Below are 24,796 nucleotides of genomic sequence, written 5' to 3' on the forward strand. Positions count from 1 at the left end.
GAACCGGCCCGCCTGGGAAAGCCGGCGGCCAAAATCGGCAGGCATCGGCCGCTAGGGGGCGATCACGATGAAGCATGTTTGCTGGGCGCTGGCGCTGCAAATGGGGATGGCCCTCCCAAGTGCGGCCGGAACTCATCCCGTTGAGGTCGAGGACCGGTTGGCGTTCCTTGTCGAGGATTGGACGATCGAAGGCGCGGAGGCGACATATCGCGAAACCTGCGCCTGGTACCACGGCCGCAGCTTCGTGGTGTGCCAGGCCGTCGATCAGGAGAGCAGGCAGCCGGAACACAGCGTCAGCATATTCGGATGGTCGGCCGAAGACCGCGCGTTCACCTACCATCACTACGGCGACAGTGGCCGCAGTCGTTCAGAGCGTTGCTTTCCCAGTGCGGACAAAGGCCTCACCTGTCTGGGTGAACGACGAAGCGCAGCGGGCCTTGTGCAGACCCGCAGCAGCATCTGGCCGGTTGAAGGGGGCGCCGCTTTTCGGTCCGAGCGCTCAGTGAACGGAGGCCCATGGACCGAAGCCGCGCGCCTAAAGTACGTCCCTCGGCGCGAGTGACAGCAAGAAGCTGGAAGCATCCGGAACGGCGGATTGCAGACGCAAGTCGGCGCTAATTGGCTTCTACCGTGATGTGCCGAAGCTCGTGGACGGGCTCCAGACGGCGGCGGACCTCCTTCGCGTCCAGGCTGCCCATGACGCTGACGATGGCCGCGTGCGCCTCCGGGCCGACCCGCCAGACATGCAGGTCGCGGATGCGGGCGTCGCCTGGCCCTTCCAGCAGCTCGCGAACCTCTGCGGCGACGTGCTCGTCGGTAGAGTCCAGCAGCACGCCCGCGGTGTCGCGCATCAAGGTCCAGGACCACCTGCCGATCACGACCGCGCCGACCATGCCCATCACAGGATCGAGCCACACCCAGCCGAGCAGGCGTCCCGCCACCAGGGCGGCGATGGCCAGGATGGAGGTCAGGGCGTCGGCGAGAACGTGCATGTAGGCCGAGCGCAGGTTGTTGTCGCCGCTGTGGTGGACGCCATGAGCCGCGTGACGACCGTGATCATGGCCATGGTCGTGGTCGTGGTCGTGGTGATGATCGTGGTCATGGTGATGATGATGATGATGATCGTGGCCGTGATGATGGTGGCCTCCCCCGAGCAGGAGAGCGCTGACCAGGTTCACCCCCAGGCCCACGACGGCGACGATCGTCGCTTCGCCGAACGCCACGGTAGTGGGTTCGAGCAGGCGCTTGACGGACTCCACCCCGATCCCAATCGCCACCATTCCCAGCACTAGGGCCGAGGCGAACCCTGCGAGGTCCCCGACCTTGCCCGTCCCGAAACTGAACTTGGTGTCCCGGGCGTGTTTGCGCGCATAGGCGTAGGCCGCCGCAGACACCCCCAAGGCCCCGGCATGGGTGGCCATGTGGAAGCCGTCGGCGAGCAGGGCCATCGAGCCCGTCCAGTAACCGGCGATGATCTCAGCGACCATCATTAGCGCGGTCAGTCCGACCACCCACAGAGTGCGCCGGGCGTGGTCGTCGTGCGCCGCCCCTAGGAAGACGTGCTCATGCCCGAGGGTTTCGAGGTCGGCGGAGGTGGTCATGGAAGTCTCACTTCGAATAGCGGCGGATGGCTTGGATGACCTCGTCGGTCGCCCGAGCGCGGGCGTCGTCGTCCAGCCCGGGCTTGGCGACATGTTCGCGTATGTGGGCTTCGACCACCTCGTCGAGCAGGCCGTTGATCGCGCCGCGTGTGGCGGCGACCAGATGCAAGGTGGATGCGCAGTCGGCGTCGCCGGCGATGGAGCGCTCGATTGCCTCCACCTGACCTGCGATGCGACGCACGCGCTTCAGCAGCGCGTCGTTGTTGGAGGAGAGATGGACCATAGGATACCCCCCTAAGGTATAGGCTCCTTGCATGGCAAGCGTGAGGCGCGGCCAAGCAGACGTCCGCAATGGGTCGGCCGCCGCTCCCGCCTTGCTCCGCCAGAGCTGACGCGCACAGTTGGCTGGAACCGCCCCGAACCGGGCCCCGTTGGTCCGCCGCCCATGGCTGCGAAACCCAGAACCTGCGAGATCGCAATGAAACTCTCCGGCGGCTGCAACTGCGGACAGGTCCGCTACGAGATCGACGGCGAGCCCATCCGCGCCGGCATCTGCCATTGCGAGACCTGCCGAAAGGACTCCGGCTCAGCCTTCTCGTTCTTCGGGATATGGCCTCGGGACAGCGCGACCCTGTCGGGCGAGCTCGGATGCTGGCAAAGCCGGGCGGGCGGCGAGCGGTTCTGCCCGAAATGCGGCTCATCGCTGTTCAGCTGGGCTGAAGGCTCGGGTGAGATCGAGATCAAGCTCGGGACCTTGGACGGCCCGCCCACCGCGCTTGCGCCAGCCTATGAACTCTGGACCATCCGCCGAGAACCGTGGCTGGCGCACCTCAAGGGCGCAGAGCAACACCCACGCGACCGCCGTGATTCCGACGGGGGTGGCGACCTAGCGTCTTGAAGCTAAGCTGACGCATGGCTGCTCCTCCCCTCTCGGTACTGTTCGATCTGGACGGTACCGTCGTCGACTCCAAGCCCGGCATCCTGGCCAGCTGCAACGCGGCGCTCCGCACGCTGGGGCATGAGCCCGGCCACCTGGACATCGACAACCTGATCGGCCCACCCCTGGAAGAGGTGCTGACGCAGGTGCTCGGCCGATTCGGAGACGACCGTTTGGACGCCGCCGTGCTCGCCTATCGCGACCACTATGGATCGACCGGCTTCCGTGAGACGACGATCTATCCGGGGCTCGGGGCCGCGCTGGACCAACTCGTGGCGCTGAACGCGAAGCTCTACATCGCCACGTCCAAGCGGCGGATCTTCGCCGAACGGATCCTCGAGCACCTCGGTCTCATTGACCTCTTTGTGGGCGTGCACGGCTCCGAGCCTGGTGGAGCCCTCGACCGGAAGGCCGACCTCATCGCCGATCTGATGCAGCGACATGGACTGAGCGCGGACCAGTGCCTGATGGTCGGCGACCGACGCCAGGACGCTGAGGGCGCCCGTGCGAATGGCGTTTCGACGGTGGGCGTCCTGTGGGGCTATGGCGACCGGGATGAACTTGAGTCTGCAGGCGTCACGCACTTCGCCGCGCACCCCGGCGACTTGATCCCGATCGCGGAAGCCCATGGCTGAGCTGCCCCTTCAGCATATCGAAGCCGTCGGAGCCGGGCCCTCGGCTTGCGCGGGCCGCTAGTTCCCGCCGGCCCGGGCGGGGAACTTCGCCATGACGTCCGTAACCGCCTCCTCGACCTTCTGAGGATTGAGCTTCTGCGGGTCGATGGTTTCGGTGGCCTGACCGTGCCACAGCGGCTGCCGCGTCTTGGTGTCGAACACGTCCACCGACAGTTGCCCCTCGGTGTACTGGTGCACATCGACCTGCCGCCCGAAGCGACCCCAGGTTTCGACGTCGGTCTTGTTGCGCCCGCCCACGGTGATGATGACGCTGAGATCGCCTGTGTCGCCGGCAGCCTTGGCGTAGCCTTTCCCGCTCAGGCCCTGCTCGACGCCCTGGCGGATCCGCTCATAAGCCACCGGGTCGATGCCCGCCGGCGGCTGGGGATTCACGAAGGCGAAGGTCTGATAGGCCGCGAAGTTCGCTCCGGGCGTGGTGTCTGCCGACACCTTCGGCTTGGCCCAGGCTGGGGCGGCCAGCAGGCCTACGGCGAGCGCGACGACAAATGCACGGCGGATCATAGGGGAGCCTTTTCCTGCAATCACCCGACGCCGGGACGCTACCAACCCAGGCGCCCGCGAGGGTATCGGGTGAAGCCCGGAGGGTGAGACCAGGGGCGGAGCCCACCCGACTCCCTCACCGCTCCGGTCGCCGAAACTCCATGATCCAGTTGGTCTCCCAGGTCTGGCCGCCGTCATAGGAGAAGGCCTGGCTCCAACGCGGCGTGGCGGTGTTGGTCCCGCTCCAGTCGAACAACACCTTCACCGGGCGGCCGTCGTCGGTGTCGTCGCCGGCGAAAACGCCCTTGCCGTCGGTGAAGCGGCCATAGACCGGCGGCTGCAGCAGCCCGTCCTGCGAGTTGATCCAATAGATCGCCCAGCGGTCTTGCGCTGGTTCGTACAGGCGCAGGGTCATGCCCTTGAACCGCTTGGTCGGGAAATCGCTCTCGTCGATCGAGACCATCCCGCCCATCAATACCTGCGCCGTCTCGAACGAAGGGAAGACCTCCCACTCATCCGAACCGACGCCCCGGGCCTTGAGCCGCCGGTTGGTGACGTCCCAGTCGCCGTGATTGAAGTCGAAATCGTGCGCAGAGCTCATGGGGGTCTCTCCTGTCCGGGAGACAGTCCTACCGCCACACTACTGCCACCCCTATGTCAGCAGCTCGCCGATCGGCAGCGATCTGGCAGGTCGCGCAGAAAACCTGCCGATCGCGCTGCGGCCTGCCGATACGTAAATCTAGCGCTCATCTTGCGCCGCCACCCGATGACTTGACGCTACTAGGCGGACACTTGTCGGCCGCTGCGGTGATCTGTGAGCACCACCGCCTATCGTCGCTGCCGAATAGGAAGCCGCCAACGGCCGGTTAGCGGCCCTTCCAGGCCGGCGCGCGCTTCTGGGCGAAGGCCATCGGCCCCTCGACGAAGTCCTCGGACTTGAACAGCGCGCTCACCGCCGGATAGCGATTTTGGCCCTTGATCGCCGCCTCCAGGGTCGGCTCGTCGAGGCCCTTGTAGACCGCCTCTTTCGAAGCTCGGATCGACATCGGCGACAGCTCGCAGATCTGGCCAGCCCAGCGGCGGGCGGCGGCCATCAGATCCTCGGGCTTGGTGACCTCATTGACGAAGCCCAAGGCCTGGCCTTCGGCGGCCGAGACCCGGCGGCCGGTGAGAATCATGCCCAGCGCCTGCTTCTGGCCGATCATCCGCGGCAGGCGGTGCAGGCCGCCGGCCAGGGCGGCCAGGCCGACTCGCGGCTCCGGCAGGGCGAAGGTCGCGGCCTCCGAGGCGATGATCAGGTCGCAGGCCAGGGCGATCTCGAAGCCGCCGCCCATGGCCACGCCGTTCACCGCCGCGATCAGCGGCTTGGTCAGGTCGAATCGCGAAGTCAGTCCCGCAAAACCCGAAGGGGGGCTGGCCATGCCGCCGCCGCCGGCCTGGTGCTTCAGGTCGTTGCCGGCCGAAAAGGCGCGCTCCCCGGCCCCGGTGACGATGCCCACCCACTGCTCCGGATCGGCGGCGAAGGCGTTGAACGCTTCGTCCAGCTCGAAGTGGGCCGGCGAATGCAGGGCGTTCATCACCTCGGGGCGGTTGAGCGTGATGACGGTGATCGGACCCTCGCGGTCCACGCGGATGAACTCATAGGCCATCGAGGATCCTCCCTTTGTCTGTTGCGGCGCAGGCTCGCCTGGGCGCCGCTACGTCGGTCAAGCGCTCGGCTTCAGCCCGGCCCGATAGCGTTTCCAGTTCTCGACATAGTGCATGGCGCCGCCGGCCAGGACGCGGCCCTGGTCTTGCGAGATCTCGCGCACCACCTTGCCCGGCGCGCCCATGACCAGGGAATTGTCAGGGATCTCCTTACCCTCGGTGATCAGGCAATTGGCCCCGATCAGGCAGTTCTTTCCGATCTTCGCGCCGTTCAGCACGATGGAGCCGATGCCGATCAGCGAGCCGTCGCCGATCGTGCAGCCGTGCAGCATCACCATGTGGCCGACGGTGACGTTGGCGCCGATGGTCAGCGGATAGCCGCTGTCGGTGTGCAGGACGCTGCCGTCCTGGACGTTCGAGTTCTCGCCGATGGTGATCGGATCGTTGTCGCCGCGCAGGGTCGCGCCGAACCAGACTGAAGCATTCCTCTTCAGAATCACTCGCCCGACCACCGCCGCGTTCGGCGCGATCCAGTATTCATCATCCGCAGGCACTTCGGGCGCCACATCGCCCAAGTTATAGACACCCATCCGTACACCCCGTTTATTCAACCAAATGAGCCATTTAACCGCTCGTAAAGAACGGTAGCATCATTCTAGTGATGCGATTCGTGAGGGCGATCGCCCTTCCGCATCCCGCTGCGAGTCGGCGTCCGCCTCGTGGCTGAGCGTTCTGGGCGGGGTACAAAGTGTCGCGTTTGCTACGGCGGGGTGTCCCGCCTGGATCACCGACCGAAGGCGGGCCTCCTGGCCGCAGCGCGCGACGCCGCCGCCCCTACGTCTCACATTCTATCGATCCTCGAGGGCGAGCCATTTCGGCGTCGCCCTTTTTTCATGCCCCTAGGGAGGCCTAGATGACCAAGCGAGCTCTGAAGCGACAACTGCGCGAAGGCGCGTTCGACGCGGCCCAGTTCGAGGATGACGCTAAAATCCGCCGGCTGCCGGTAGATCGCGCCTGGTCTCCGGTGGCACATCACAACGACGACCGTGACCAAGGCTACCTGAAGACCATCAAGGCAAAATCGCCCGGACAGCAGGCCCTGATGGACGCCATCGACGCGAAGAATCTCGTGATGGCGCTTGGCCCGGCGGGCACCGGCAAGACCTATCTAGCCATCGCCAAGGCCGTCGAGGCGCTGGAAGCTGGACGGGTTGGCCGGATCGTCCTGTCGCGCCCCGCTGTGGAAGCCGGAGAATCGATCGGATTCCTGCCGGGCGACGCTGAGGACAAACTCGCCCCCTATCTGCGGCCGCTCTACGACGCGCTTTCAGACCGGCTTTCGATGAAGCGGGTGCGGGCGCTGATGCAGGAAGGCGCGATCGAGATCGCTCCGGTGGGCTTCATGCGCGGACGCACGCTCAACAACGCCTTCGTAGTGATCGACGAGGCGCAGAACTGCACCTATGGCCAACTGAAGATGCTGCTGACCCGGCTGGGCTGGCACTCGACCATGGTGGTGACAGGCGACCCCGCCCAGTCCGACCTGCTGCCCGAACTTTCCGGCCTAGGCCCGGTGGCCGACAAATTCGAGGCGATCTCGAATATCGCCGTCGTCCGCCTCAAGGATGTCGATATCGTTCGCCACCCGCTGGTGGCCGAGATGCTCGGCGTGCTCTGAGCCACTTGGTCCAAGCCAAATAAAAAGGGCGCGCCACGTGAGTGGCGCGCCCAGTTTTATTCGAGAGGGATTTTATTCGGCTTAGACGTAGACGAAGCCCGTCGAGGTCTCGCTCACATGGTGCGAGTCGACGCCGGTCAGGGTGATCGAGTCGCCCGTTCCGAAGCTGATGACGGTGTCCGCACCGGCCTGGGCCACGATCGCCTTGTACCCAGCCTTCATGTAGGCCGAGGTGTCGATCTTGTCGGCGCCGTCGAAGCCGAAGTCGGTGATCACGTCCTTGCCGCTGCCAACGCCGAACCGGAAGGTGTCGACGCCGCGGCCGCCGATCAGCATGTCGTTGCCCGCGCCGCCAATGATGACGTCGTTGCCGCCGCCCGCATTGATGGTGTCGTTGCCCGCCAGGCCTTCCAGCTGGTTGGAGCCGGCGTTGCCCTGAAGGAAGTTGTTCAGTTCGTTGCCGGTGCCGCTCCAGTTGTTGGATTCAGCGGTATTGATCGTCAGGTTCTCGATATTGGAACCCAGGACATAGTCGCCCTTGGCGATGATCGTATCGACGCCCTCGCCGGCCTTTTCGACGACGGTCGTGCCGCCGTTGGGCACGTAGTAGGTATCATTGCCCTTGCCGCCGATCAGCTGGTCCGTTCCGCCGCGGCCATCGATCGTGTCGTTGCCAGCGCCGCCCGTCAGGACGTTGTTGCCGGAATTACCGATCAGCGTCACGCCCACGACCGGCTGGGTCACGGGAGGCGGCTCGACGACCACCGGCGGCGGCTCAACCGTGCCCCCGCCCGACGAAGTGCCGAAGGCGTAGCCCGTAGCGGTGGCGGCCAGCTTGTTGAGAGCCACGCCCGTCAGGGTGATCGACTCGCCGTTGGAGAAGCTGATCACCGCGTTACTGCCGACCTGCGAGAGGGCGGCCTTGTAGCCGGCCTTCAGGTAGCTGGAGATATCGATCGTATCCGCACCACCCACGCCGAAGTCGGTGACAACGTCTTTGCCGCCGCCGACGACGAACCGGAAGCTGTCGACGCCAGCGCCGCCCGTGAGGGTATCGGCGCCTTGGCCGCCATCGATGGTGTCGTTACCGCCCAGGCCGCTCAGCCGGTTGTTGCCAGCATTGCCGACCAGCACGTTGTTCAGGTCGTTGCCCGTGCCGGACCAGCCATTGGTGGCGACGCCGATCGTGAGGTTCTCGAGGTTGGCGCCCAGGACGTAGTCGCCCTTGGCGACAACAGTGTCGACGCCCTCGCCAGCCTTTTCGACGACCGTCGTCGCGCTGTTCGGCACGTAGTAGGTGTCGTCACCCTTGCCGCCGACCAGCTGATCGGTGCCGCCGCGACCGTCGATGGTGTCGTTGCCATCGCCGCCGTTGATCACTTCGTTGCTGGAGCTGCCAACGAGGTTCTGGCTACCCGTAGCCGGCGGCTGGACGACCACCGGCGGCGGTTCGACCGGCGAGGTCGGGGGCGACGTCGGGTCGGTCGGAGTCGTCGGGGCCTTGCCGTAGTAGCTGTCGACGATCGTGCCGATGGAGTCGGCGTCATGCGTGGCCAGGACCTTGCTGATCAGGTCAGCGCTGGTGTCGGCCTTGCTCACCAGTGTGTTGTTGGTGAGGACGTTGCCCGTCGAGCCGCTGAGCTTGTCCGACACGGCACGGGCGTAGTTGTCCGAGACCGTGACGTTCTTGGTGCCCTCGGCCATGATGATGCCCGGAGCCTGCGTGCTGCTGCCGGTCTGCAGCAGGACGTTGTCGATCACCTTGCCGTTGTGGACGTCCCACAGAACGATGCCGGAGTTGTCGCTGCCGAGGATGGCGTTGCCTTCGATCAGCACGTTGTCGAAGCCGGGCGTTCCGCCCTGCATCCACATGCCGAGGATGGTCTCACCATCGCCCCGCTCCATGACGTTGTCACGGATGATGATGTTGCTCGTCGGGCTGGTCTGGCGGGAGTCGGTCCACAGCGCGATGTAGTCAGCGTGGTCGCCGCCCGTCAGGCCGATACGCCAAGGCGTGATCGAGTGGATGTGGTTGTCTTCGATCGTCAGGTTCGAGGCGCCGCCGACGATGCCGGTGCCGCGGGTGTCGTGAATTTCGTTGTCAGTGATGGCCACCGTGTCGGAGCTGCCGATCACGATCCCGCGGTGGAATTGCGAGATGTCCGTGCCACGAACCTCGATGTCGTTCGAACCTTGGATCGAGAAACCCCGGCCGGTCGGGAAGCCGATCACGTTGCCGGTGTTGTCCAGTGCGGTCGCGGTCGCCGAGACGCCGGTGATCGCATTACCGCCCTTGATAATGCTGTCGACGAAGCTGATGCCCTTCGAGCCGCTGATATAGACGGCCGAGGAGTCCGACACCGTGGTCGAGGTCGGCGTGAAGTCGACCTTCAGCGCCTGGAAGTTGATGTTGCTGCTTCCAGTAATGTTCAGCGTGTGGAAGACGGCGGGGTTGCCAGCATCCGCCGACGTGATCGTCACGTCGCTCGCGTACGCCTTCGAGTTGATGGCAAAATCACCGTAGTTGCCGGCCGCCAACCGAATGGTATCGCCGCCCGCCGCCGTCTGAAGGGCGCTGGTGAGTTGAGCCGCGTTAGAAACAGTTATGATGGCCAATGTCTAATCTCCACGTATTACGCATAAGCAGAACAAAGCTTGCCCGGATTAGGCGCAAATCGACTTGGGACATCAACGCGACATCCTGTCCCCGCTCCTCCCTACGCTTAGGGAGGCCTTCGGTGACAGGTGATAATCTGCCCGACTAGCGTTTTAGCGATGGATAAACAATGTGGTTAAATTGCGTTTACTCTAAGTCGCCCCTAACCATTCAGGTGCGATCTATCGCCACGCGTGCGACAGCCCGCCGCATACAAGTATTGATGAAGATATGACTTCAGATTCTCTAGAGAGAGTGGCGGACCAATGTCGTTGCAACGCCATCCAACAGCAGGCGCCTGGCAGTAATTGCCAACTTGACGCCGGGCCGGCGCACTCAAAAGGCGCTACAGGTCGCCTCGCAACTCGCCTGATTGGGGAAATTACGCAGCGAACCTAGTCCGCGCGTCGAATTTTGTGCGCGGGATAGCTTCTGAGATCGACAGGGTGGCGATCGATACATTTGGCCATTCGCCGCTGTCCGCGACCGATGCGCCCGACTTTGGGGCCAATAGCCCCGTCTAGCGGCGCCACAATCGATCAGCTTTGTGGCCTCAATCGGTAACCGGTGGACATTTTGCACGCGCGGCCCGGGACCGCTTGTGCGCGCAGGCGCCGCAGCTATCGCCCCCTGGGGTGCGACATCCCGCGCGCCCCGCTGCCCTACTCGAAGTTGATCGCCTTGGCGATTTCCACCGAATCGCGCGGCGGACGGTCGGCGTTTCGCCGGTGCCGCTTCACCCCCGCGTACTGTGCACGCCATAGCGTAACCGGGTGCCAGACGATGTCGGAGTTCAGATTCTTGATCGGCAGATACTTCCGCCATTTACGCTGCATGTAGCGATAGGCCTTGGCGTAGGGCCCGCCCAACGAGCGCACGGACCTGCCATTGTGCACCACCCCGGCGTCGATCACGTAGGCCGGGGTGCCATTCACGCGGGCCTGCATGACGATGTCGGTGCCATAGAAATGGAAGCCCGCCAGGTCCTCATCAAATCGCAGGCCGGAGGCGCGCCGAACGATCAGCACCAGTTCGTCGACCGTCTCCGCTCGCCCCGGCTTGAAGCCGCTCTCACCCAGCACCCGGCCGAGCCCCGACGACCAGACGATGCCGATCTCTTCGCCGTCCGGTGTGCGACCGTAGAGTCCCAGCACGCCCCAGTTCGGATCAACCTTCTCCAATTCGTCGATTTGGACGATCAGGCGCTCCAGCCATCCCTTCGGCAGATAGACGTCCTGGTGAGCCAGGATCACGATCGGCGCCGTGCAGCCATCGATCCCGGCATTCAGCGCCGAGCCGGCCGACGAGTAGCCCTCGTAGATCTTCAGCCGCAACGCGCCGGAGACCAGGTCCGGCGAACGCTTCAGGCAGCCGTCAAGGATCTCATGATTGTTGACCGCCGCCGCGATAGCGAAGTCTTCAATGCTTCTGGGCATCAGTACACATTCTCTCGGGCGGGCAGCGCGCGTCTGGGGGCGGACTTCGATAGCGTTCACCATAATACGTTCGCTTTATGCCAAGCAGGCGTTGATCATTCGTTGCAGCGCAAGGAGTCTTGCCTGTGACGGGCTTCGATGGTGTTTCTCTCCGTGGTCGCTCCCAGGCTCCGCAGGCGACGCCAGCCGCTCCAAAGTTGAGACTGCAGTGAACACACGAACCGATGCCCTGAAGCCGCCGGCCGAACGTCAGACGCGATCCGTTATCGCATCGATCTATGACGAAAAGCCCTCAAGCTATTTCGGCAATGCTCGGCACGACATTGTCGCGCTGCTCAAAACTGGGCCGGAGTCCGCGATCCTTGAGCTAGGCTGCGGCTCTGGCGGCACCGGCCGGGCTGCGCTCGCCGCCCGCAAGGCGGGGCGCTATGTGGGTCTGGAGCTCAACGAGCAGGCGGCCGCGACCGCGGCGGAGACGCTGACCGACGTGTTGGTCGGCGACGTGCAGGACATCGATCTTTCGAGCTTTGCCGGGCAGTTCGACGCGCTGATCATCAGCGAAGTGCTTGAGCATCTGACCGACCCGTGGACGACGCTTGGCCGTCTGACGAAGTGTCTGAAGCCTGGCGGGATGGTGTTCGCCAGCTCACCCAACATCGCCTACTTTGGGATCATCAAGAATCTGATCCTTGGGCGCTTCCGCTATCATGGCACGGGCCTGATGGACCGCACGCACCTGCGCTGGTTCACCCCGGAGAGCTTTCGCCAGTTGTTCGAAGGTGCGGGCATCGAAGTGCATACAATCAGGCCGATGCGTCATCCTGGTTGGAAGGGGCGCTTGTTCAACGCCCTGACCGGTAGCCGCTTCGATCACCTGTTCATGGCCCAGATGATGGTGGTCGGCAGCCGGCGCTAATCGCCTTAGCCGCCGCGCACCCGCACCAGCGCCCGCACCGCAACGCGGCCCGGCGCGGTGGTCGCCAGCCTTGCCTTGACTGTCGCAGGCAAGATCAGCCAGCCGCTGACCAGCAGGACCGAACCGGTCACGACGGCCGAAACCCACCACCGCCAGTCAGTGATGTCCCACCGCCCTGCGAGATAGGCGCCCAGAACCAGCACGCCGAGCGTGAACAGCAGGATGCGCCAATTGCTGATGGAGCGGTTGGCGAGCCACGACAGCACCAGATAGTCCGACGCACAGCGCACCGCGAACACCGTGGCGCACCCGACGAACCCAAAGTGGATAAGCGAGAAGTAGAGCAGCGCCACATAGATCGGCAGTTGCACCAGGACCGACTTGGTCACCAGGTCCGGACGCCCGGAGGTTTGCAGTCGGATGAACGAGATCATGGCGAAGGAATTGGCCCAAAAGCCGATCAGCACGATGCGGCCGACCGGCCCGGACTGCCCGCCGACATCGTGGCCGACCCACAGTCGCAGGAACGGCTCGATCACGAAGATTGCGCCCAGCACCGGCAAACTCATCAGCGCGATCAGGGTGCGCAGCGCTGTGTCCGCCAGTCCCTTGGCCTGGCCCTCCGCGGCCGACAGGCGCGGGAAGAGCGCGTTGGTCAGCGCACCCGGCAGGATCTGGATGCGCTGGGCCAGCTGCAGCGGCACCGTATAGATCGTCACCGCCGCGGCGCCCAAGACTGCTCCGATCATGAAGCGGTCGATCATGACAAGGGCCTGGCCAAGCAGCGACGTCAGGTTGACCCAGCCGCCGTACTTCAGAAGCGCAGTGACTTCGGTCTTATCCACGCGGCGCAGCAGGCCGCGGCAGAACTCGACGTAGCAGCGGTAGCCGAGCACCGCGATCGCAATCAGGCGCGCCAGGATCGCCGCGCTCAACAGCGGCAACAAGTGCGGCCCGACCCATAGGGCGACAGCAATCGGAAGCAATTGGAACAGCACCGTTGAGATCAACGACACCATGTTCGTCTCAAGGAATTTCTCGCGCCCCTGCATGGCGCCAGTCAGCACGCCGGTCAGGGTCGAAATGGGAACCGCGCAAGCCAGCAGCGGCACACTGGCCAGGATCTCGGGCCGCAGTGCCTCGCTCATCTTGAAAGCGTGGCCGAAGAAGTAGCCGGCCGCCCCCAACAGCAGCAGCCCGCCGATCAGACCCATTCCGACATTGACGCTCAGCGCCGCCCAGAAGGTGTCCGCCCGTGCTTGGGGCGTGCTGTCGCGCTGGGATGCGATCCGGAATGAAGTGGAGCGGCCAAGGCCCAGGTCGAACAGTCCGAAATAGCCGAGCAGCAGCCAGGCGATCGCCAGCACGCCGTAGCGCTCGGGGCCGACAAGCTTCAGGTAGGCCGGCACCGTGACGAGCGACAGCAACACGGGAACGATCGCACCGACAAGGTTGTACGTCGTGTTTCGGCTGACACTCAAAACACAGTTCCTGTTGCGGAGATTGGCGTGAGACGCCCCCTGCCAGGCGCCCGTTCCATGATCGGCGGCAGGTCTTTATCGTCGATGAAGACCCTTTGCGCCATGGGGCGCTGGACCTGTGGGCGCTTCGCGTGCGAGGCGACTAACTCGGCCCCACAGGCTAGGGATGATGACGCTGGGCCGAACGCGCCTAAGGTGGAAGCGGAACTATTGGAGGCGCCTCGTGACCAAGTCCCTGACCCAGCCCGCGCTAGCGGCCGTCGTCGCGGCGCTGTTGACCGCGGCCTGCGCGCCCCAGGCCACCGCCAGCGTCTACTATGTCGACTACCAGTCCGGCTCCGACGCGGCCGACGGAATCAGCCCGGAGAAGGCCTGGAAGCACGCGCCCGGCGATCCGCAGGCGGACGGCCGCCCCTCCTCGGTGAGGCTGAAGCCCGGCGACACCGTGCGCTTCAAGGGCGGCGTCGCCTATCGTGGAACCATCGCGCTGCCCGCGGACGGCGCGCCCGGGGCCCCGGTTACATACGCCGGCGACCAGTGGGGCCAGGCGCCCGCCGTGTTCGACGGTGGCGATCCGGTCACCTCCGCCGTCCCCTGCCCCTCGGCGGCGGCCTGCGGCGGCGCGGCGAACTGGAACCAGCTGAGCCTCGTCACCTTCGAACCGCCGAAGACGGCGATGATCAAATTCTTCGACTCCAAGGCCATGCTTTACGAGGGGCAGTATCCCCGCGCCAAAGACCCGTTCTTCTCCGACGATGTCGAAGAGTATGTCGAAACGCCGCTGTCCGAAGTCGATGGGATGCGGCAGGGCCGGCTGCGCTCGCCGCAGCTCGCCAAGGCTCTCAGCGCCGGCTCTGAAGGCGCCGTGCTGTCGATCTGGACCCAGGGCAACTGGGTCGTTCGCCGACCGATCCGCGCCGTCACTGGCGATGTAATCGAGTTCGCGCCGAATGACATCAAGCCCTACACTGATCGGCCTGGACGCGCGGCAGTGGTGAGCGCAGCTGGCCTGGTCGACCAGCCGGGCTTCTACGCGGTTCTCGCCCCGGGCAAGGCGGTGATCTGGCCACGCGCCCTCAATGGCGCCCCTGACACGCGGCTGGCGGTTGGCTCAGGGCGCAAGGGCTTCGACCTCGCCGGTCGCTCGGACGTGGTGATCAAGGGTTTTGTCTTCGAGCACTTCGTTGCCGAGAAGTATGGCGAAGGCATTCAGGTCTCGAACGCTGGCGGACTTTCCAGCCGGGCTCGGATCGAGGGGAACACCTTCCGACAGTCCTCGCTCTACACCGGCGACGGCGCGATCATGATCGGCAAGGTCGACGGCGCACAGATCGTCGGCAACACGTTCGAGGACCTGGAAAGAGGGTCCGGCATCCGCACGCCCGGACGCCCGCTGACCAATCTTCAGATCGTGGGCAACACCTTCCGCCGCCTCGGCCAGACCGGCATTCTCGCCATGGGCGTCAAGGACCTAACGGTCTCAAAGAACACCATGTCCGACCTCTACGGTATCCACGGCAACGGCATCTCCCTCTACATGGACAACCGGGGCTCGGTGGTTTCGGAGAACCGGATCACCAACTCGACCCGGCCCATGACCTTCCACGGAGAAAAGGCCGCCGAGGCGCAGAATCCCGGGGACCATGAGATGGTGATCGAGCGAAACTTCTTCGCGACCCCGCACAAGTCAGCGGGCGCGATCATCAGCTTTGGCGAGACCCGCGGCGTCACGATCAAGGACAACGTCCTGATCGGTCCGGAGGTCGGCCTGCTGCTGTCGCCCGCGGACGAGCGGCTGGTGGTCACCGGCAATCAGACCACCGGAATTCGCACCAAGGGCGCACAGCCGGGGGACTGGGTCCTCAAGGACAATGGCAAGGTCACGGCCGAGCAGTTGAAGGAGGCCCGCGCGGCGCAAACTCAGAAACCCTGAGCGCAGCCCGCCCCGTGGCAGTCCGCCTTAGGCGCTCTTGCGGGCCAGACGATCACGCAGGAAACGGCGAACGCGGGCGGGATTAGAGAGCTTCTTCCAGACCGCCAGATAGTCGCGCGCGTCTCCGTACTTGTTGACCGGCACGCTCTCGAGTTCAGGCCACTGGGCCCGGATCAGCGCCCAGAACAGCGTCGCGGTGTCCTTCTCCGCCGGGGCGACGCCCAGGAACGCGTCCAGCACCGCACGCTGGGCGAAGGGCAGGAAGTTCAGCTTGATCGAGTTGGTGATCGGCCGCTGGCCCATCGCCCAGCTGCCAAATTTTAGCTCGTGGAAAGCCAGATCGAGAATGACGCTATTGGGTTGGCCTTCCAGGGCCGCAAACCAGGTCGAGATGTTGGCCAGGAGTTCGGGATGCTGCGGAAGGGTCAGGCGATCGATCACGAACCGCGCGTCGATCGTCGCCTGATTGATCGAGTGGAAGTCCTGCCGGTAGAGGCGGCACCGCCCAACCTCGCCATACATGCCGGTGAACATTGCATCGCGGCCGGTCAGATCGCGCAAGGTCGTATGGGTCCGGCGCGGGGCCTCGACCATGCAGTCGCCGACCATCCGGTCCCAGATCGCGGTCTCCAACTCCGACGCCTGTCGGAGCGGCAGCACCTTGTGCTTGAGGCCAAACTGACTGGCGATGGCCCGGCTGATGTCGATGTCCATTTCCGCGTTCGGCGCCTCGAGCGTGAAGAATTGGCAGTCGTCGAGGCTCGTACGGCAGCTCGCCAGCAGTAACCGGGAGTCGAAGCCGGCCGTCATCGTCGCCGCCACCTTGAACTCGCGGTTCGCCGCAGCGCTGAAGTCCGTCAGGGCTTTGGAGGCCGATGTGACGCTTTCGTCGAAGTTCCGCCACTGATCGAAATCGCCTTTCCGTGGCCAGAAGCGATGCGTCGTCCAGGTCGTCAGGTCGAGATAGTGGTTGGGCAGCACCCGATAGACGTCGCGGTGCGCGGTCAGCGTGCCGGAGATCCAGCCGCCTGCTCCCTCGCGACCAATCAGCGAGGAATGCAGGTCGGCCCGGAAGCGATCCTTGTAGGCCGGAACGTCCAGCAGCAGGGCGGACGAGGAAGCAGCGCACTCATCCGGCGGCGAATAAACGATCGGGAACGAGCCGCCATGGTCCATGTACAGGCGGCCAGGAAGTTCGCCCGCCGAGACGAAGACATACAGCCCCGAGAGGCGCGGCAGAACGCGGCGCTCAAGCTCCTCCGCGCTGGACGCCTCGACCGGCAGGCTGACGTCGCCGGCCGGCAAGAAGGCGCCGGAGAACTCGCTGTAGGCAAAGCCGACAATGACGCCCAGGAAGCGCTCGTGGCTGTCGTGCAGGGCTGTGACGCGAAGCTTCTCGTCGTTCGCCAGCCAGACGCCAGCGATTTGCGTCAGGCGATAGCCGGCCGGCGCCTCAGGCTTCGTCTTCGCCAGAAACACCTGATAGTCGACAATTGGCGCGGCCCGAAAGACGCACTGCGACACATCGAGAGCAGCCATGCTTGCCAACCCTAACCCCACGATGACGCCGGGCGAGGCACGTGCGACGACGCCCGGAACGGAAGCTAAGCCAGTACCCCATTCCGCCTTACCAGGCCGTCAAAATCCGTTGAGCGCACGAACATTGATGCGGGTGCGCTACCCGATTTCTTAACGCACTGAAGTACTATATCGATGAGCGCACTGAAGGCTCGCCCGCATTTTTTCGAGGCGTCCGGGCGCCGCCGTTTCGCTCGCGAAACTCATACGGATCCAGTTAGGCCAAGGCGACGAGCCACATGCGAAATATCCTGCAGCGCGCTATGCGAGGCTGGACCGCTATCGCGGATACGCCCGAGAAGCCGCAGTTCGTCTTGAAACCGTTCTCGACCGAGTTCGCCATCGGCTGGCGCCGTTACGCCGCCTGGCTGCTGATGGCGGGACTCATAATCGTCTGCCTGTTCTACGGGTTCTTCTACGCCATCACGACGCCGTTCATGCTCAAGGAGTTCATGGCGCCGCTGCTGCCGCTGGCGGCTATCGCGGTGTGGGCGCTCCCCGACATGAAGACCGCGCCGACGCGGACGATGAACCGGTTGTTCTTCGCATTTCTGGTCATGGCGATTTGCTGGCCCAACTACCTTGCCATCGCCTTGCCGGGACTGCCGTGGATCACTTCTGTCCGGCTCGTTGGATTCCCGCTGGCGTTCGTCCTGCTGCTCTGCCTGTCAATCTCGCCGGAATTCCGCGCTCAAACGTTGGCCTCCGTCCGCTCGATCCCCAGGCTCGCGACCTTTATCGCCGCCTTTGTCGCGATCCAGTGCTTCTCGATCCTGGTTTCCCGCCACCCGTTCGAATCCTTGAACGCCGTCATTGCGCTGCAGATCAGTTGGACCGCGATCTTCTTCGTCGCCTGCTACGCGATGCTGACCCCCGGCTACGCCCACAAGTGGGCCTATATCCTCTGGATGGGCGCGGTCTTCGTCTGCGTGCTCGGGCTTTGGGAACAGAAGCTTGGACATGTTCCCTGGCTGAACCACATCCCAAGCTTCCTTGCGGTCGGCGACGAGTACGTTCAGCGGATCCTGGCCGGCGGCAGGCGACTCGGCATCGGCGACCTACGCATTCAATCCATTCACTCCACGAGCCTGGGGCTGGCGGAGTTTCTCGCGCTTGCGACGCCGTTCATCATCCACTTCATGGTCGCCGACACCTATCGTCCGGCCTTGAGGATCGCGGCCGGCGCGTCCATTCCGCTGATCTTCTACGTCATCATCCTGACCCAGGCCCGACTTGGCTCTGTGGGCTTCTTCATGGCCTGCCTGCTTTACCTGTTCGCTTGGGCCTTTGGGCGGTGGCGTCACGTAAAGGGGACATTGATTGGCCCGGCAGTCGTGATGGCCTATCCGGTCATCTTCGTCGCCTTCATGGCCGCGACCTTCTTCATCGGGCGACTGAAGAAAATCGTGTGGGGCGGCGGCGATGCGGCCTACAGCAACGAAGGACGCATGGACCAGCTACGCATGGGCATTCCGAAGGTTCTTGCCCGCCCTTGGGGCTACGGCGCCGACCAGGGGGCCGACGCGCTGGGCTACACCAACCTCGCGGGCACGCTGACGATCGACAACTACTACCTGCTGATCGCCCTCGACTACGGGATCGTCGGCTTCATCCTGTACTACGGCGCGATCCTGCTCACGATCTATGCCGCTGCAAAATATGGTCTGGCGGCCAAGATGAAGGACCCGGAGCAGGCGCTTCTGATCCCGCTGGGCATCTCGCTGTCCGTCTTCTTCGTTATCAAGTCGATCTTCAGCCAAACCCAGAACCACGCCCTTCAGTTCATGTTGATGGGTGCGGTCGCGGCGCTCGTATTCCGCGCGCAGTATGGAGCCACGGCGAACACACCTCGCGCAGGAACCAACTAGTCTGGCGTTGAGGTCGGGAAGCTGCGCCGGGGGGCAGTTCCCAAAGGAAAATCTTAATCAGGGCGACGGATATTCACGGCCTTACCGACGAACGCGGCGCCAAGTGAATATTCCTCTTGTTCCTGAACGTAGGCGTAGTCGTCGCAGACCCTACAGGCAAAGCAGGCGGACCGGCGAGCGCATCTCTGCGCTAGGGGTCGAGGTCGACCTCGTCCGCCCAGAAGAGGTCATGCACCACATCACGAAGGCGGTGACGTCGGGCCGATCGAGCCGCATCGCCAATCACAACGCGCACAGCATCTACCTAACCAAGAAGAACCCCGAGTTCGCCGCCTTCTTTGAAGACGCCGACCTGATCGAGGTCGACTCCACTCCGCTGATCTTCTTCACGCGCACGCTAGGCCTGCATAGCCGCCGCTTCCATCGCTGCACCTATCTGGATTGGCGCGACCACTTCTGGAGCGTCGCGGCGCGAAACAGCTGGCGCGTCTTCTATTTGGGCGGAGAGCCCGGGGTGGCGGCCAAGGCGGCGGAGAGCCTGACAGCGCGGTACCCGGGACTCCGACTCTCGACGCGTCATGGCTACTTCGACATGACCTCCGGCTCAGAGGACAACGAGGCCGTCCTGCGTGAGATCACTGAAGCGCGTGCGCAAGTGTTGTTCGTGGGCATGGGCATGCCGCGCCAGGAGATCTGGCTCCAGCGCAACCAGCATCTGCTACCTCCGACCGTCGCGCTGTCCGTCGGCGCTGCGCTCGACTATGAGGCCGGCGCTCAGCGCCCAGCGCCTCGCTGGATGGGCCAGATCGGGATCGAATGGCTGTTCAGGTTGGCCGGCGATCCGAGGCGCCTCTTCTATCGCTATTGCGTCGAGCCCTGGTGGCTGGTCGCGCCCGCATTCCGCGACGTTCGCCGCGCTATCGCCAAGCGCCAGGACCGGGGCGCAAGTTCGCCACAGGCCCATCAAGCCAAGCCGCCTCGCAAGGTCGAAGCCTAGGCGGCGTTCTCGACCTCGCGCACGCTCGAAATTCCAGCGCCCTCGAGCGCTGCGATCAGCTCGGACACCGCGCGCGCCAATTCTTCGGAGTCCCGGCCGCGAAGCACAAGGTTCGAGCCGTAGCCGGACTCCCCAAAGAACGGATAGCTGCCGAGCGACATGTCGGGGTGCTCCTTGGCGACCGCCTCCAGCGGCGCGGCGATCACCCCCTCGCCGGATCCCTCGACCCGGACCGTGCGCGAGATCGTCACCGCGCCGCCCTTCAGGCGATGGCCGACGTCCTCAAGCATGCCGCGCATGATGGTGGGCACTCCGGCAAGCACGAAGACATTGCCGATCGTGAAGCCCGGCGGGCCTTGGACCGGATTCTTCACCAATTCGCCGCCCACGGGCACGCGGGCCATGCGCCGCCGCGCCGCGTTGGGCGCCTCGCCCCACCGGGCGGCCATCATGGCCAGAATTTCGGGATGCTCCTGCAGCTCGACCCCGAACGCCGCGGCGACCGCGTCGGCAGTGATATCGTCGTGCGTAGGTCCGATGCCGCCGGTGGTAAGGACGTAGTCGTAGCGGGCCCGCAGGGCGTCCAACGCCTCGACGATCTCTGCGATGGTATCGCCGACGGTTCGAGCCTCCGCCAGATCGACGCCATGAACACCCAGATAGCGGGCGATGTCGCGCAGGTTGGTGTCCTGGGTCCGACCGGAGAGTATCTCGTCGCCGATGATCAGAACCCCGGCGGTCACCCGCCCGTTCGCCGAACCCGTCATGCGTCTCCCCTCCACGGCTTGAACCCGATGCTCATAGACCGACTAGCGCCGTCCATCGCGGCGGGCAACCGGAAGACCTAGAGGCCGAGCGCGCGGCCCATGAGGCGCAAGGCGTCGAGGAAGTTGCCGTCATGGTCGAAGGCTTCCAATGCACCGCCCAGCATGACGTAGGCCATGGTCACGCCCCAGCCGACGAAACGGCCGATCTGCGTCTTGAAGAAGGTGATCTTGCGCTGCTGGGCGAAGCGCGCCCAGCGCAGGACAACCGCCTGGCCTATCCCGTGCCAGAGTCCCCAGACCAGCCAGTTGATCGAGCCCGCGTGCCAGAGGCCGACCACGACAAAGGTCGCGATGACCGCCAGGTACGGATTCCGTGTCAGGCCGATCATCGGCATGTAGACGTAGGCGCGGCACCAGCTGGTCAGGGTCATGTGCCATCGCCGCCAGAACTCGACGAGGTTCGCCGCCAGCAGCGGATAGTTGAAGTTCTCCATGATCTTGAAGCCGAACAGCCGGCTCGCCCCGATCGCAATGTCGGTATAGGCGGAGAAATCCAGGTACGAGATCAGCAGATCGATGGCGAGGTAGGCCCAGACGGCCCAGACCTCCGGGTGCTCGCCGCCACCATTGGCGAAGGCGACGACGTCTCCCCCCGACAGCATGTGCGAAACGCGCGACAGGGCGTCGACGATGACGAACTTCTTGATCAGACCCTGGGCGATCCGCGTGCCGCCCTCGACCAGCAACTCCGTTCGGAACTTGTCTTCCCGATTGTCCAGGAAGTGCTCGAACCGCTCGATCGGGCCGGACGTGAAGGTCGGCATCAGGAACAGCCACGACAGAAAGTCCTGGATGTTGTGCGCCGGAAGCATGTCTCGGCGGCGCTCGATCGCGTAATGGATCAGCTTGAAGCTGAAATAGCTGATCCCGACCGGAACGACGAGGTTGGCGAGGTACGCGTTCTCGTCAATTGGACGCACGATGCCTGGAATGTACTTGTACCAGAACAGGTACAGGACAACCGCGACGATCGGGAGCGGCGAGCGGCCAAGACTCGCCAGCCCCACAATGACGTTGTTCGACCGGCCGCCGGCCGCGACGGCGGCGACGGGCATGGCTGCGACCGCGAACGACCCGTAAACCAGCAAGCCGACCGCCAGCATCATCATGAGGTCGAACGGCGCCAGGACCGTCAGCACCCCCAGGCTGGCCGCGACCAGCAGCATGGGGCGGAACCGGGTCGGGATCATCCAGTAGACGATCGGCAGAAGGCCGACGAACAACCACCAGTCCAGATGTTGGATCATGATCGAGTTCCCAACACCCTAGTAGCCCTGGTAGCGGAACACGGTGACGTTGCCCGAGAGGGCTACGAGTCCGAGCACCGCAATGAACAGCAGGACCCCGAGCACCAGGCCCTGGGCGATCTGCCCGACGCGCCACGACCAGGTCAGTCGTGCAGTGATGTCTTGGGGGCCGCTCATTTGGCTTCTTTGTTCAAGGCTGAGACGACGCAATTGGCGAGCGCCAATCGCAACTTGGCTTGGGCGTCGGGATCATCAACGTGGATGTAGTCCGGGAACTGAGCCGGGGCGGGCTGGAAGCTGGCCGCCAGACGGCAATAGGTCCCGCCCATCGCCGTCGCCATCGCCTCCGACCGCTTGAGATACGCCGCGTAACGAGCGCGGTCTGCGGCGCCTTCGTATAGGTCTTCGCTGACCGGATTCTCGACGAACACGACCACGTTGCCGTTCGCCTCAAGCCGCTGGACCGTTTCACCCAGCAGTTTCACGCCGACATCATCGGCCTGCGTCGGGCCGCGCAGGTGCTTCAGGACTGCCTCACGCTGCCCGGCAAGGCCCGCGGCGTCCAACGGCGGATGCATCAAATAAGCGTCGATGCGCCGTTCGGCCGGCTTACGCACAAGTGCGCGCGCCATCGCCACGCTGACGTTGCGCAACAGGAAATTCCGGTTGTCGATGACGTAGATGCCCGTTCGCCCCTGCGGCTCCTCGTCAAGCGAGGCCACAGCCTTGTCAGCCCAGTCTGAGCGAACGCCAACCCGGCCCATGCGATACTGGGCGACTAGGTCGTCTTTCTTCAGACCGAAGCGGTCGAAACCCAACGAGAGCACGACGACACCGGGACGCTGCTTGGTGGCGTACTCAGCCAGCGCCGCTTCATCCAGCGGGCCCTGCAGCGGCGTCGTCAGGAACGCCACGCGCCAAGGCCGAGAGGTTACGGCGGCCATGGCCTGCGCCGTCTGTTCGTCGCTGGCGAACACGTGGGCGAGGATGGAATCGCTGACCACATAAAGCCGCGGGGCGGAGTCGGCGACCGGCGTGATCGCCAGTTGCAGCGCCTCACGTGTTGCGAACGCCTCGGTGTCCTTGGTCGAGCGTGGAAGGTAGACGCCCATCGGCCCAGCCAGGGTGGCCGGCGTGATCAACAGGCACGCCAGCGCCGCGGTTGCGGCGAACACGGCCACCGTCAGGGTGAAGGCGAAACGGCTTGGGGTGACGAACCCGCGCCAGAAGGCCGTAAGCCGCCCTCCCACTGTCGTCTTGGGGAAGTTCGGAGGGATAATGGTCATTCCGCTGCTCCGAGCATGGATCGCAGTTTTCCAAAGTCGGGCTTGCCGTTGGGCGTCAGCGGAAAGGCTTCGAGAATGCGGTACTCGCGCGGCTGCATGTGCTGCGACATCTCGTTGCGCGCGAAGATCTTCAGGGCGCGAACGGGATCCTCTGCGCCATTCGCCAACGTGATCGCGGCGACAACCATCTCACCGATCATCTCGTGCGGCACGCCAATGACCGCGACGTCCTGCACGAGGCCGCTCTTGCGAATGATCGTCTCAATTTCGTCAGGACTTACGCGCACCCCCATAGACTTGATGAGGCGGTCGCGGCGGCCCTTCACATAGAGCAGGCCGTCGGCGTCCTTCCAGCCAAGGTCCCCGGAGAAGACCGCCATCGGCGCTTGCGCCTGCTCGTGCCGCCAAAGCGGGTCCGGCCGCCGAACCTTGGCGGTGGCTTCCGGAGCCGCCCAATAGCCGAGAAACACGCCGGTGCCGCGATGGACGATCTCCCCAACTTCGTCCGGCGCGGCTTCGCTGCCATCCTCGCGAATGATGGCGATGGAAACGCCGGGATAGGCGACGCCGACAGAGCTTGGCCGGGATGCGGCCAGAGCGGTGGGCAGACCCGCGCTCCGGTAGGTCTCGGTCATGCCGTAGTTCAGCGAGATGGCGCAGTGCGCGAAGATTTCCGCCATCTCGGCGAAGATCGCCGGCGCGATCTTGCCACCGGTATTGGTCACCAGGCGCAGCGAGTTGAGGTCAGTCTCGCGGATCGGCGACACGCCGCGGATCAGCAAGGCGAACAGCGACGGCAAACCCGCAAGCACGGTCGGCCGATGCGCCGTGATCGCAGCGCAAATTCCGAACGGATTGCGGACTTCAGGCAGCACCTGGGTCACGCCGAGCAGCACCGTCGACAACAGCTGGCCGTATCCATAGTCGAACGCCCATGGGATCGGGCAGAGGATCCGGTCCTCGGCCTCCACACCAAGGTGCTCGGCGACCATGCGACAGCCTGCGAGCAGGTTCGCATGCGATTGAGTCACCCCCTTGGGCGGCCCCGACGAGCCAGACGTGAACAGGATCGACGCGGGCTCATGGTCGTGGCCCCCCGCAGCAGGGAGCGCACCGATCGCATCCTGAAATTCGAGCGGAAGCGTCACCACAGGACACGACACGATCTGCGCGGCCTGCTCCGCTGCGCTCGACGTGCTGACGATCACCACTGACGGCGCCGTAATCGAAGCGGCGTGCGCGAAATGCGCGTGCGGCGCCTCATCATTGACCAGGGCGATGATCGCCCCGAGACGCCAGGTCGCCAAAATAGTCGCAGCCAGATCGATCGAGTTTCCGGCCCATATCAGGCAGCGACCGTGGGGACCCAGACCGCGGCGAGCCAACTCTCCCGCAGCCGCCAACGCTCTGTCATGGAGTTCGGCGTAGGTGACTTGTTCCTCGCCGTGAACAAGCGCCGAGGATTCCCCCTGTCGGCGCACGATGGCCTCGAATTGACGCCAAAGCCCTCCCCCGATGGCCCCGATCACGTTG

Annotated in this window: 23 protein-coding genes; 8 read left to right on the forward strand and 15 right to left on the reverse strand. The window is 64.6% G+C overall.

All coding sequences use genetic code 11. The annotated features are described in order from the left end of the window. Positions 1 to 67 precede the first annotated feature (67 nt). Positions 68 to 562: a hypothetical protein gene (locus tag AC1DQJ_RS08590; protein ID WP_477602226.1), complete on the forward strand. Its 495-nt coding sequence runs from the start codon at positions 68 to 70 to the stop codon at positions 560 to 562. 52 nt (positions 563 to 614) lie between these two features. On the opposite strand, the gene dmeF is transcribed toward AC1DQJ_RS08590, so the two are convergent. After that, positions 615 to 1,601: a CDF family Co(II)/Ni(II) efflux transporter DmeF gene (dmeF, locus tag AC1DQJ_RS08595; protein WP_477602228.1), complete on the reverse strand. Its 987-nt coding sequence runs from the start codon at positions 1,599 to 1,601 to the stop codon at positions 615 to 617. Between the two features lie 7 nt (positions 1,602 to 1,608). Then, the gene (locus tag AC1DQJ_RS08600) at positions 1,609 to 1,884 is read right to left on the reverse strand and encodes a metal/formaldehyde-sensitive transcriptional repressor (RefSeq protein WP_477602230.1); all 276 of its coding nucleotides are present in this window, start codon (positions 1,882 to 1,884) and stop codon (positions 1,609 to 1,611) included. Between the two features lie 195 nt (positions 1,885 to 2,079). On the opposite strand from AC1DQJ_RS08600, the gene AC1DQJ_RS08605 reads away from it, so the two are divergent. Together AC1DQJ_RS08605 and AC1DQJ_RS08610 are read left to right on the forward strand one after the other, a co-directional pair. After that, complete coding sequence (locus AC1DQJ_RS08605; RefSeq protein ID WP_477602232.1) at positions 2,080 to 2,499, forward strand: GFA family protein; 420 nt, start codon at positions 2,080 to 2,082, stop codon at positions 2,497 to 2,499. A gap of 14 nt (positions 2,500 to 2,513) precedes the next feature. Next, positions 2,514 to 3,173: an HAD hydrolase-like protein gene (locus tag AC1DQJ_RS08610; protein WP_477602234.1), complete on the forward strand. Its 660-nt coding sequence runs from the start codon at positions 2,514 to 2,516 to the stop codon at positions 3,171 to 3,173. 57 nt (positions 3,174 to 3,230) lie between these two features. Here AC1DQJ_RS08610 and AC1DQJ_RS08615 read toward each other — a convergent pair whose 3' ends face one another. From AC1DQJ_RS08615 to AC1DQJ_RS08630, 4 genes are all read right to left on the reverse strand, one after another. After that, the gene (locus AC1DQJ_RS08615; RefSeq protein WP_477602236.1) at positions 3,231 to 3,734 is read right to left on the reverse strand and encodes a DUF4136 domain-containing protein; all 504 of its coding nucleotides are present in this window, start codon (positions 3,732 to 3,734) and stop codon (positions 3,231 to 3,233) included. Positions 3,735 to 3,849: 115 nt separating this feature from the next. After that, a complete protein-coding gene (locus tag AC1DQJ_RS08620; RefSeq protein ID WP_477602238.1) occupies positions 3,850 to 4,314 on the reverse strand; it encodes a DUF1579 domain-containing protein in 465 nt (154 codons plus the stop codon). A gap of 265 nt (positions 4,315 to 4,579) precedes the next feature. Continuing rightward, on the reverse strand, positions 4,580 to 5,362 hold the full coding sequence (locus AC1DQJ_RS08625) for an enoyl-CoA hydratase-related protein (RefSeq protein ID WP_477602240.1): 783 nt from the start codon (positions 5,360 to 5,362) through the stop codon (positions 4,580 to 4,582). 57 nt (positions 5,363 to 5,419) lie between these two features. Then, the gene (locus tag AC1DQJ_RS08630; RefSeq protein ID WP_477602242.1) at positions 5,420 to 5,950 is read right to left on the reverse strand and encodes a gamma carbonic anhydrase family protein; all 531 of its coding nucleotides are present in this window, start codon (positions 5,948 to 5,950) and stop codon (positions 5,420 to 5,422) included. Between the two features lie 323 nt (positions 5,951 to 6,273). On the opposite strand from AC1DQJ_RS08630, the gene AC1DQJ_RS08635 reads away from it, so the two are divergent. Further along, complete coding sequence (locus AC1DQJ_RS08635) at positions 6,274 to 7,038, forward strand: PhoH family protein (protein WP_477602244.1); 765 nt, start codon at positions 6,274 to 6,276, stop codon at positions 7,036 to 7,038. Positions 7,039 to 7,119: 81 nt separating this feature from the next. Here AC1DQJ_RS08635 and AC1DQJ_RS08640 read toward each other — a convergent pair whose 3' ends face one another. Together AC1DQJ_RS08640 and AC1DQJ_RS08645 are read right to left on the reverse strand one after the other, a co-directional pair. Beyond that, the gene (locus tag AC1DQJ_RS08640; RefSeq protein ID WP_477602246.1) at positions 7,120 to 9,519 is read right to left on the reverse strand and encodes a calcium-binding protein; all 2,400 of its coding nucleotides are present in this window, start codon (positions 9,517 to 9,519) and stop codon (positions 7,120 to 7,122) included. 837 nt (positions 9,520 to 10,356) lie between these two features. Further along, positions 10,357 to 11,130 carry a hypothetical protein gene (locus AC1DQJ_RS08645; RefSeq protein ID WP_477602248.1) on the reverse strand — a complete coding sequence of 258 codons (774 nt, stop codon included), beginning with the start codon at positions 11,128 to 11,130 and terminating at the stop codon, positions 10,357 to 10,359. Between the two features lie 208 nt (positions 11,131 to 11,338). Between AC1DQJ_RS08645 and AC1DQJ_RS08650 the strand changes: the two genes are divergently transcribed. Then, positions 11,339 to 12,046: a class I SAM-dependent methyltransferase gene (locus AC1DQJ_RS08650; protein ID WP_477602250.1), complete on the forward strand. Its 708-nt coding sequence runs from the start codon at positions 11,339 to 11,341 to the stop codon at positions 12,044 to 12,046. 5 nt (positions 12,047 to 12,051) lie between these two features. Here AC1DQJ_RS08650 and AC1DQJ_RS08655 read toward each other — a convergent pair whose 3' ends face one another. Next, complete coding sequence (locus tag AC1DQJ_RS08655; RefSeq protein WP_477602252.1) at positions 12,052 to 13,527, reverse strand: flippase; 1,476 nt, start codon at positions 13,525 to 13,527, stop codon at positions 12,052 to 12,054. 223 nt (positions 13,528 to 13,750) lie between these two features. On the opposite strand from AC1DQJ_RS08655, the gene AC1DQJ_RS08660 reads away from it, so the two are divergent. Beyond that, positions 13,751 to 15,460 carry a right-handed parallel beta-helix repeat-containing protein gene (locus AC1DQJ_RS08660; RefSeq protein ID WP_477602254.1) on the forward strand — a complete coding sequence of 570 codons (1,710 nt, stop codon included), beginning with the start codon at positions 13,751 to 13,753 and terminating at the stop codon, positions 15,458 to 15,460. Positions 15,461 to 15,487: 27 nt separating this feature from the next. On the opposite strand, the gene AC1DQJ_RS08665 is transcribed toward AC1DQJ_RS08660, so the two are convergent. Next, positions 15,488 to 16,999: a hypothetical protein gene (locus AC1DQJ_RS08665; protein ID WP_477602256.1), complete on the reverse strand. Its 1,512-nt coding sequence runs from the start codon at positions 16,997 to 16,999 to the stop codon at positions 15,488 to 15,490. A gap of 278 nt (positions 17,000 to 17,277) precedes the next feature. Between AC1DQJ_RS08665 and AC1DQJ_RS08670 the strand changes: the two genes are divergently transcribed. Together AC1DQJ_RS08670 and AC1DQJ_RS08675 are read left to right on the forward strand one after the other, a co-directional pair. Further along, a complete protein-coding gene (locus AC1DQJ_RS08670) occupies positions 17,278 to 18,906 on the forward strand; it encodes an O-antigen ligase family protein (RefSeq protein ID WP_477602258.1) in 1,629 nt (542 codons plus the stop codon). Positions 18,907 to 19,135: 229 nt separating this feature from the next. Further along, entirely contained in the window at positions 19,136 to 19,903 is a 768-nt protein-coding gene (locus AC1DQJ_RS08675; protein ID WP_477602260.1) for a WecB/TagA/CpsF family glycosyltransferase, read from the forward strand. Here AC1DQJ_RS08675 and AC1DQJ_RS08680 read toward each other — a convergent pair. The 5 genes from AC1DQJ_RS08680 to AC1DQJ_RS08700 form a co-directional block, all read right to left on the reverse strand. Then, on the reverse strand, positions 19,900 to 20,670 hold the full coding sequence (locus AC1DQJ_RS08680; RefSeq protein ID WP_477602262.1) for a competence/damage-inducible protein A: 771 nt from the start codon (positions 20,668 to 20,670) through the stop codon (positions 19,900 to 19,902). The two genes, AC1DQJ_RS08675 and AC1DQJ_RS08680, sit on opposite strands and share 4 nt — an antisense overlap. A gap of 77 nt (positions 20,671 to 20,747) precedes the next feature. Further along, positions 20,748 to 21,977 (reverse strand): MBOAT family O-acyltransferase, encoded by a 1,230-nt coding sequence (locus AC1DQJ_RS08685; RefSeq protein WP_477602263.1) that lies wholly within the window; start codon positions 21,975 to 21,977, stop codon positions 20,748 to 20,750. Between the two features lie 18 nt (positions 21,978 to 21,995). Continuing rightward, entirely contained in the window at positions 21,996 to 22,154 is a 159-nt protein-coding gene (locus AC1DQJ_RS08690) for a hypothetical protein (protein ID WP_477602265.1), read from the reverse strand. Continuing rightward, positions 22,151 to 23,158 carry a hypothetical protein gene (locus tag AC1DQJ_RS08695; protein WP_477602267.1) on the reverse strand — a complete coding sequence of 336 codons (1,008 nt, stop codon included), beginning with the start codon at positions 23,156 to 23,158 and terminating at the stop codon, positions 22,151 to 22,153. Before AC1DQJ_RS08695 ends, AC1DQJ_RS08690 begins: the two co-directional genes overlap by 4 nt. A 101-nt stretch (positions 23,159 to 23,259) precedes the next feature. Then, positions 23,260 to 24,792: a class I adenylate-forming enzyme family protein gene (locus AC1DQJ_RS08700; RefSeq protein WP_477602269.1), complete on the reverse strand. Its 1,533-nt coding sequence runs from the start codon at positions 24,790 to 24,792 to the stop codon at positions 23,260 to 23,262. Positions 24,793 to 24,796: the final 4 nt, after the last annotated feature.

The organism is Phenylobacterium sp. P4_E10 (assembly GCF_056401675.1).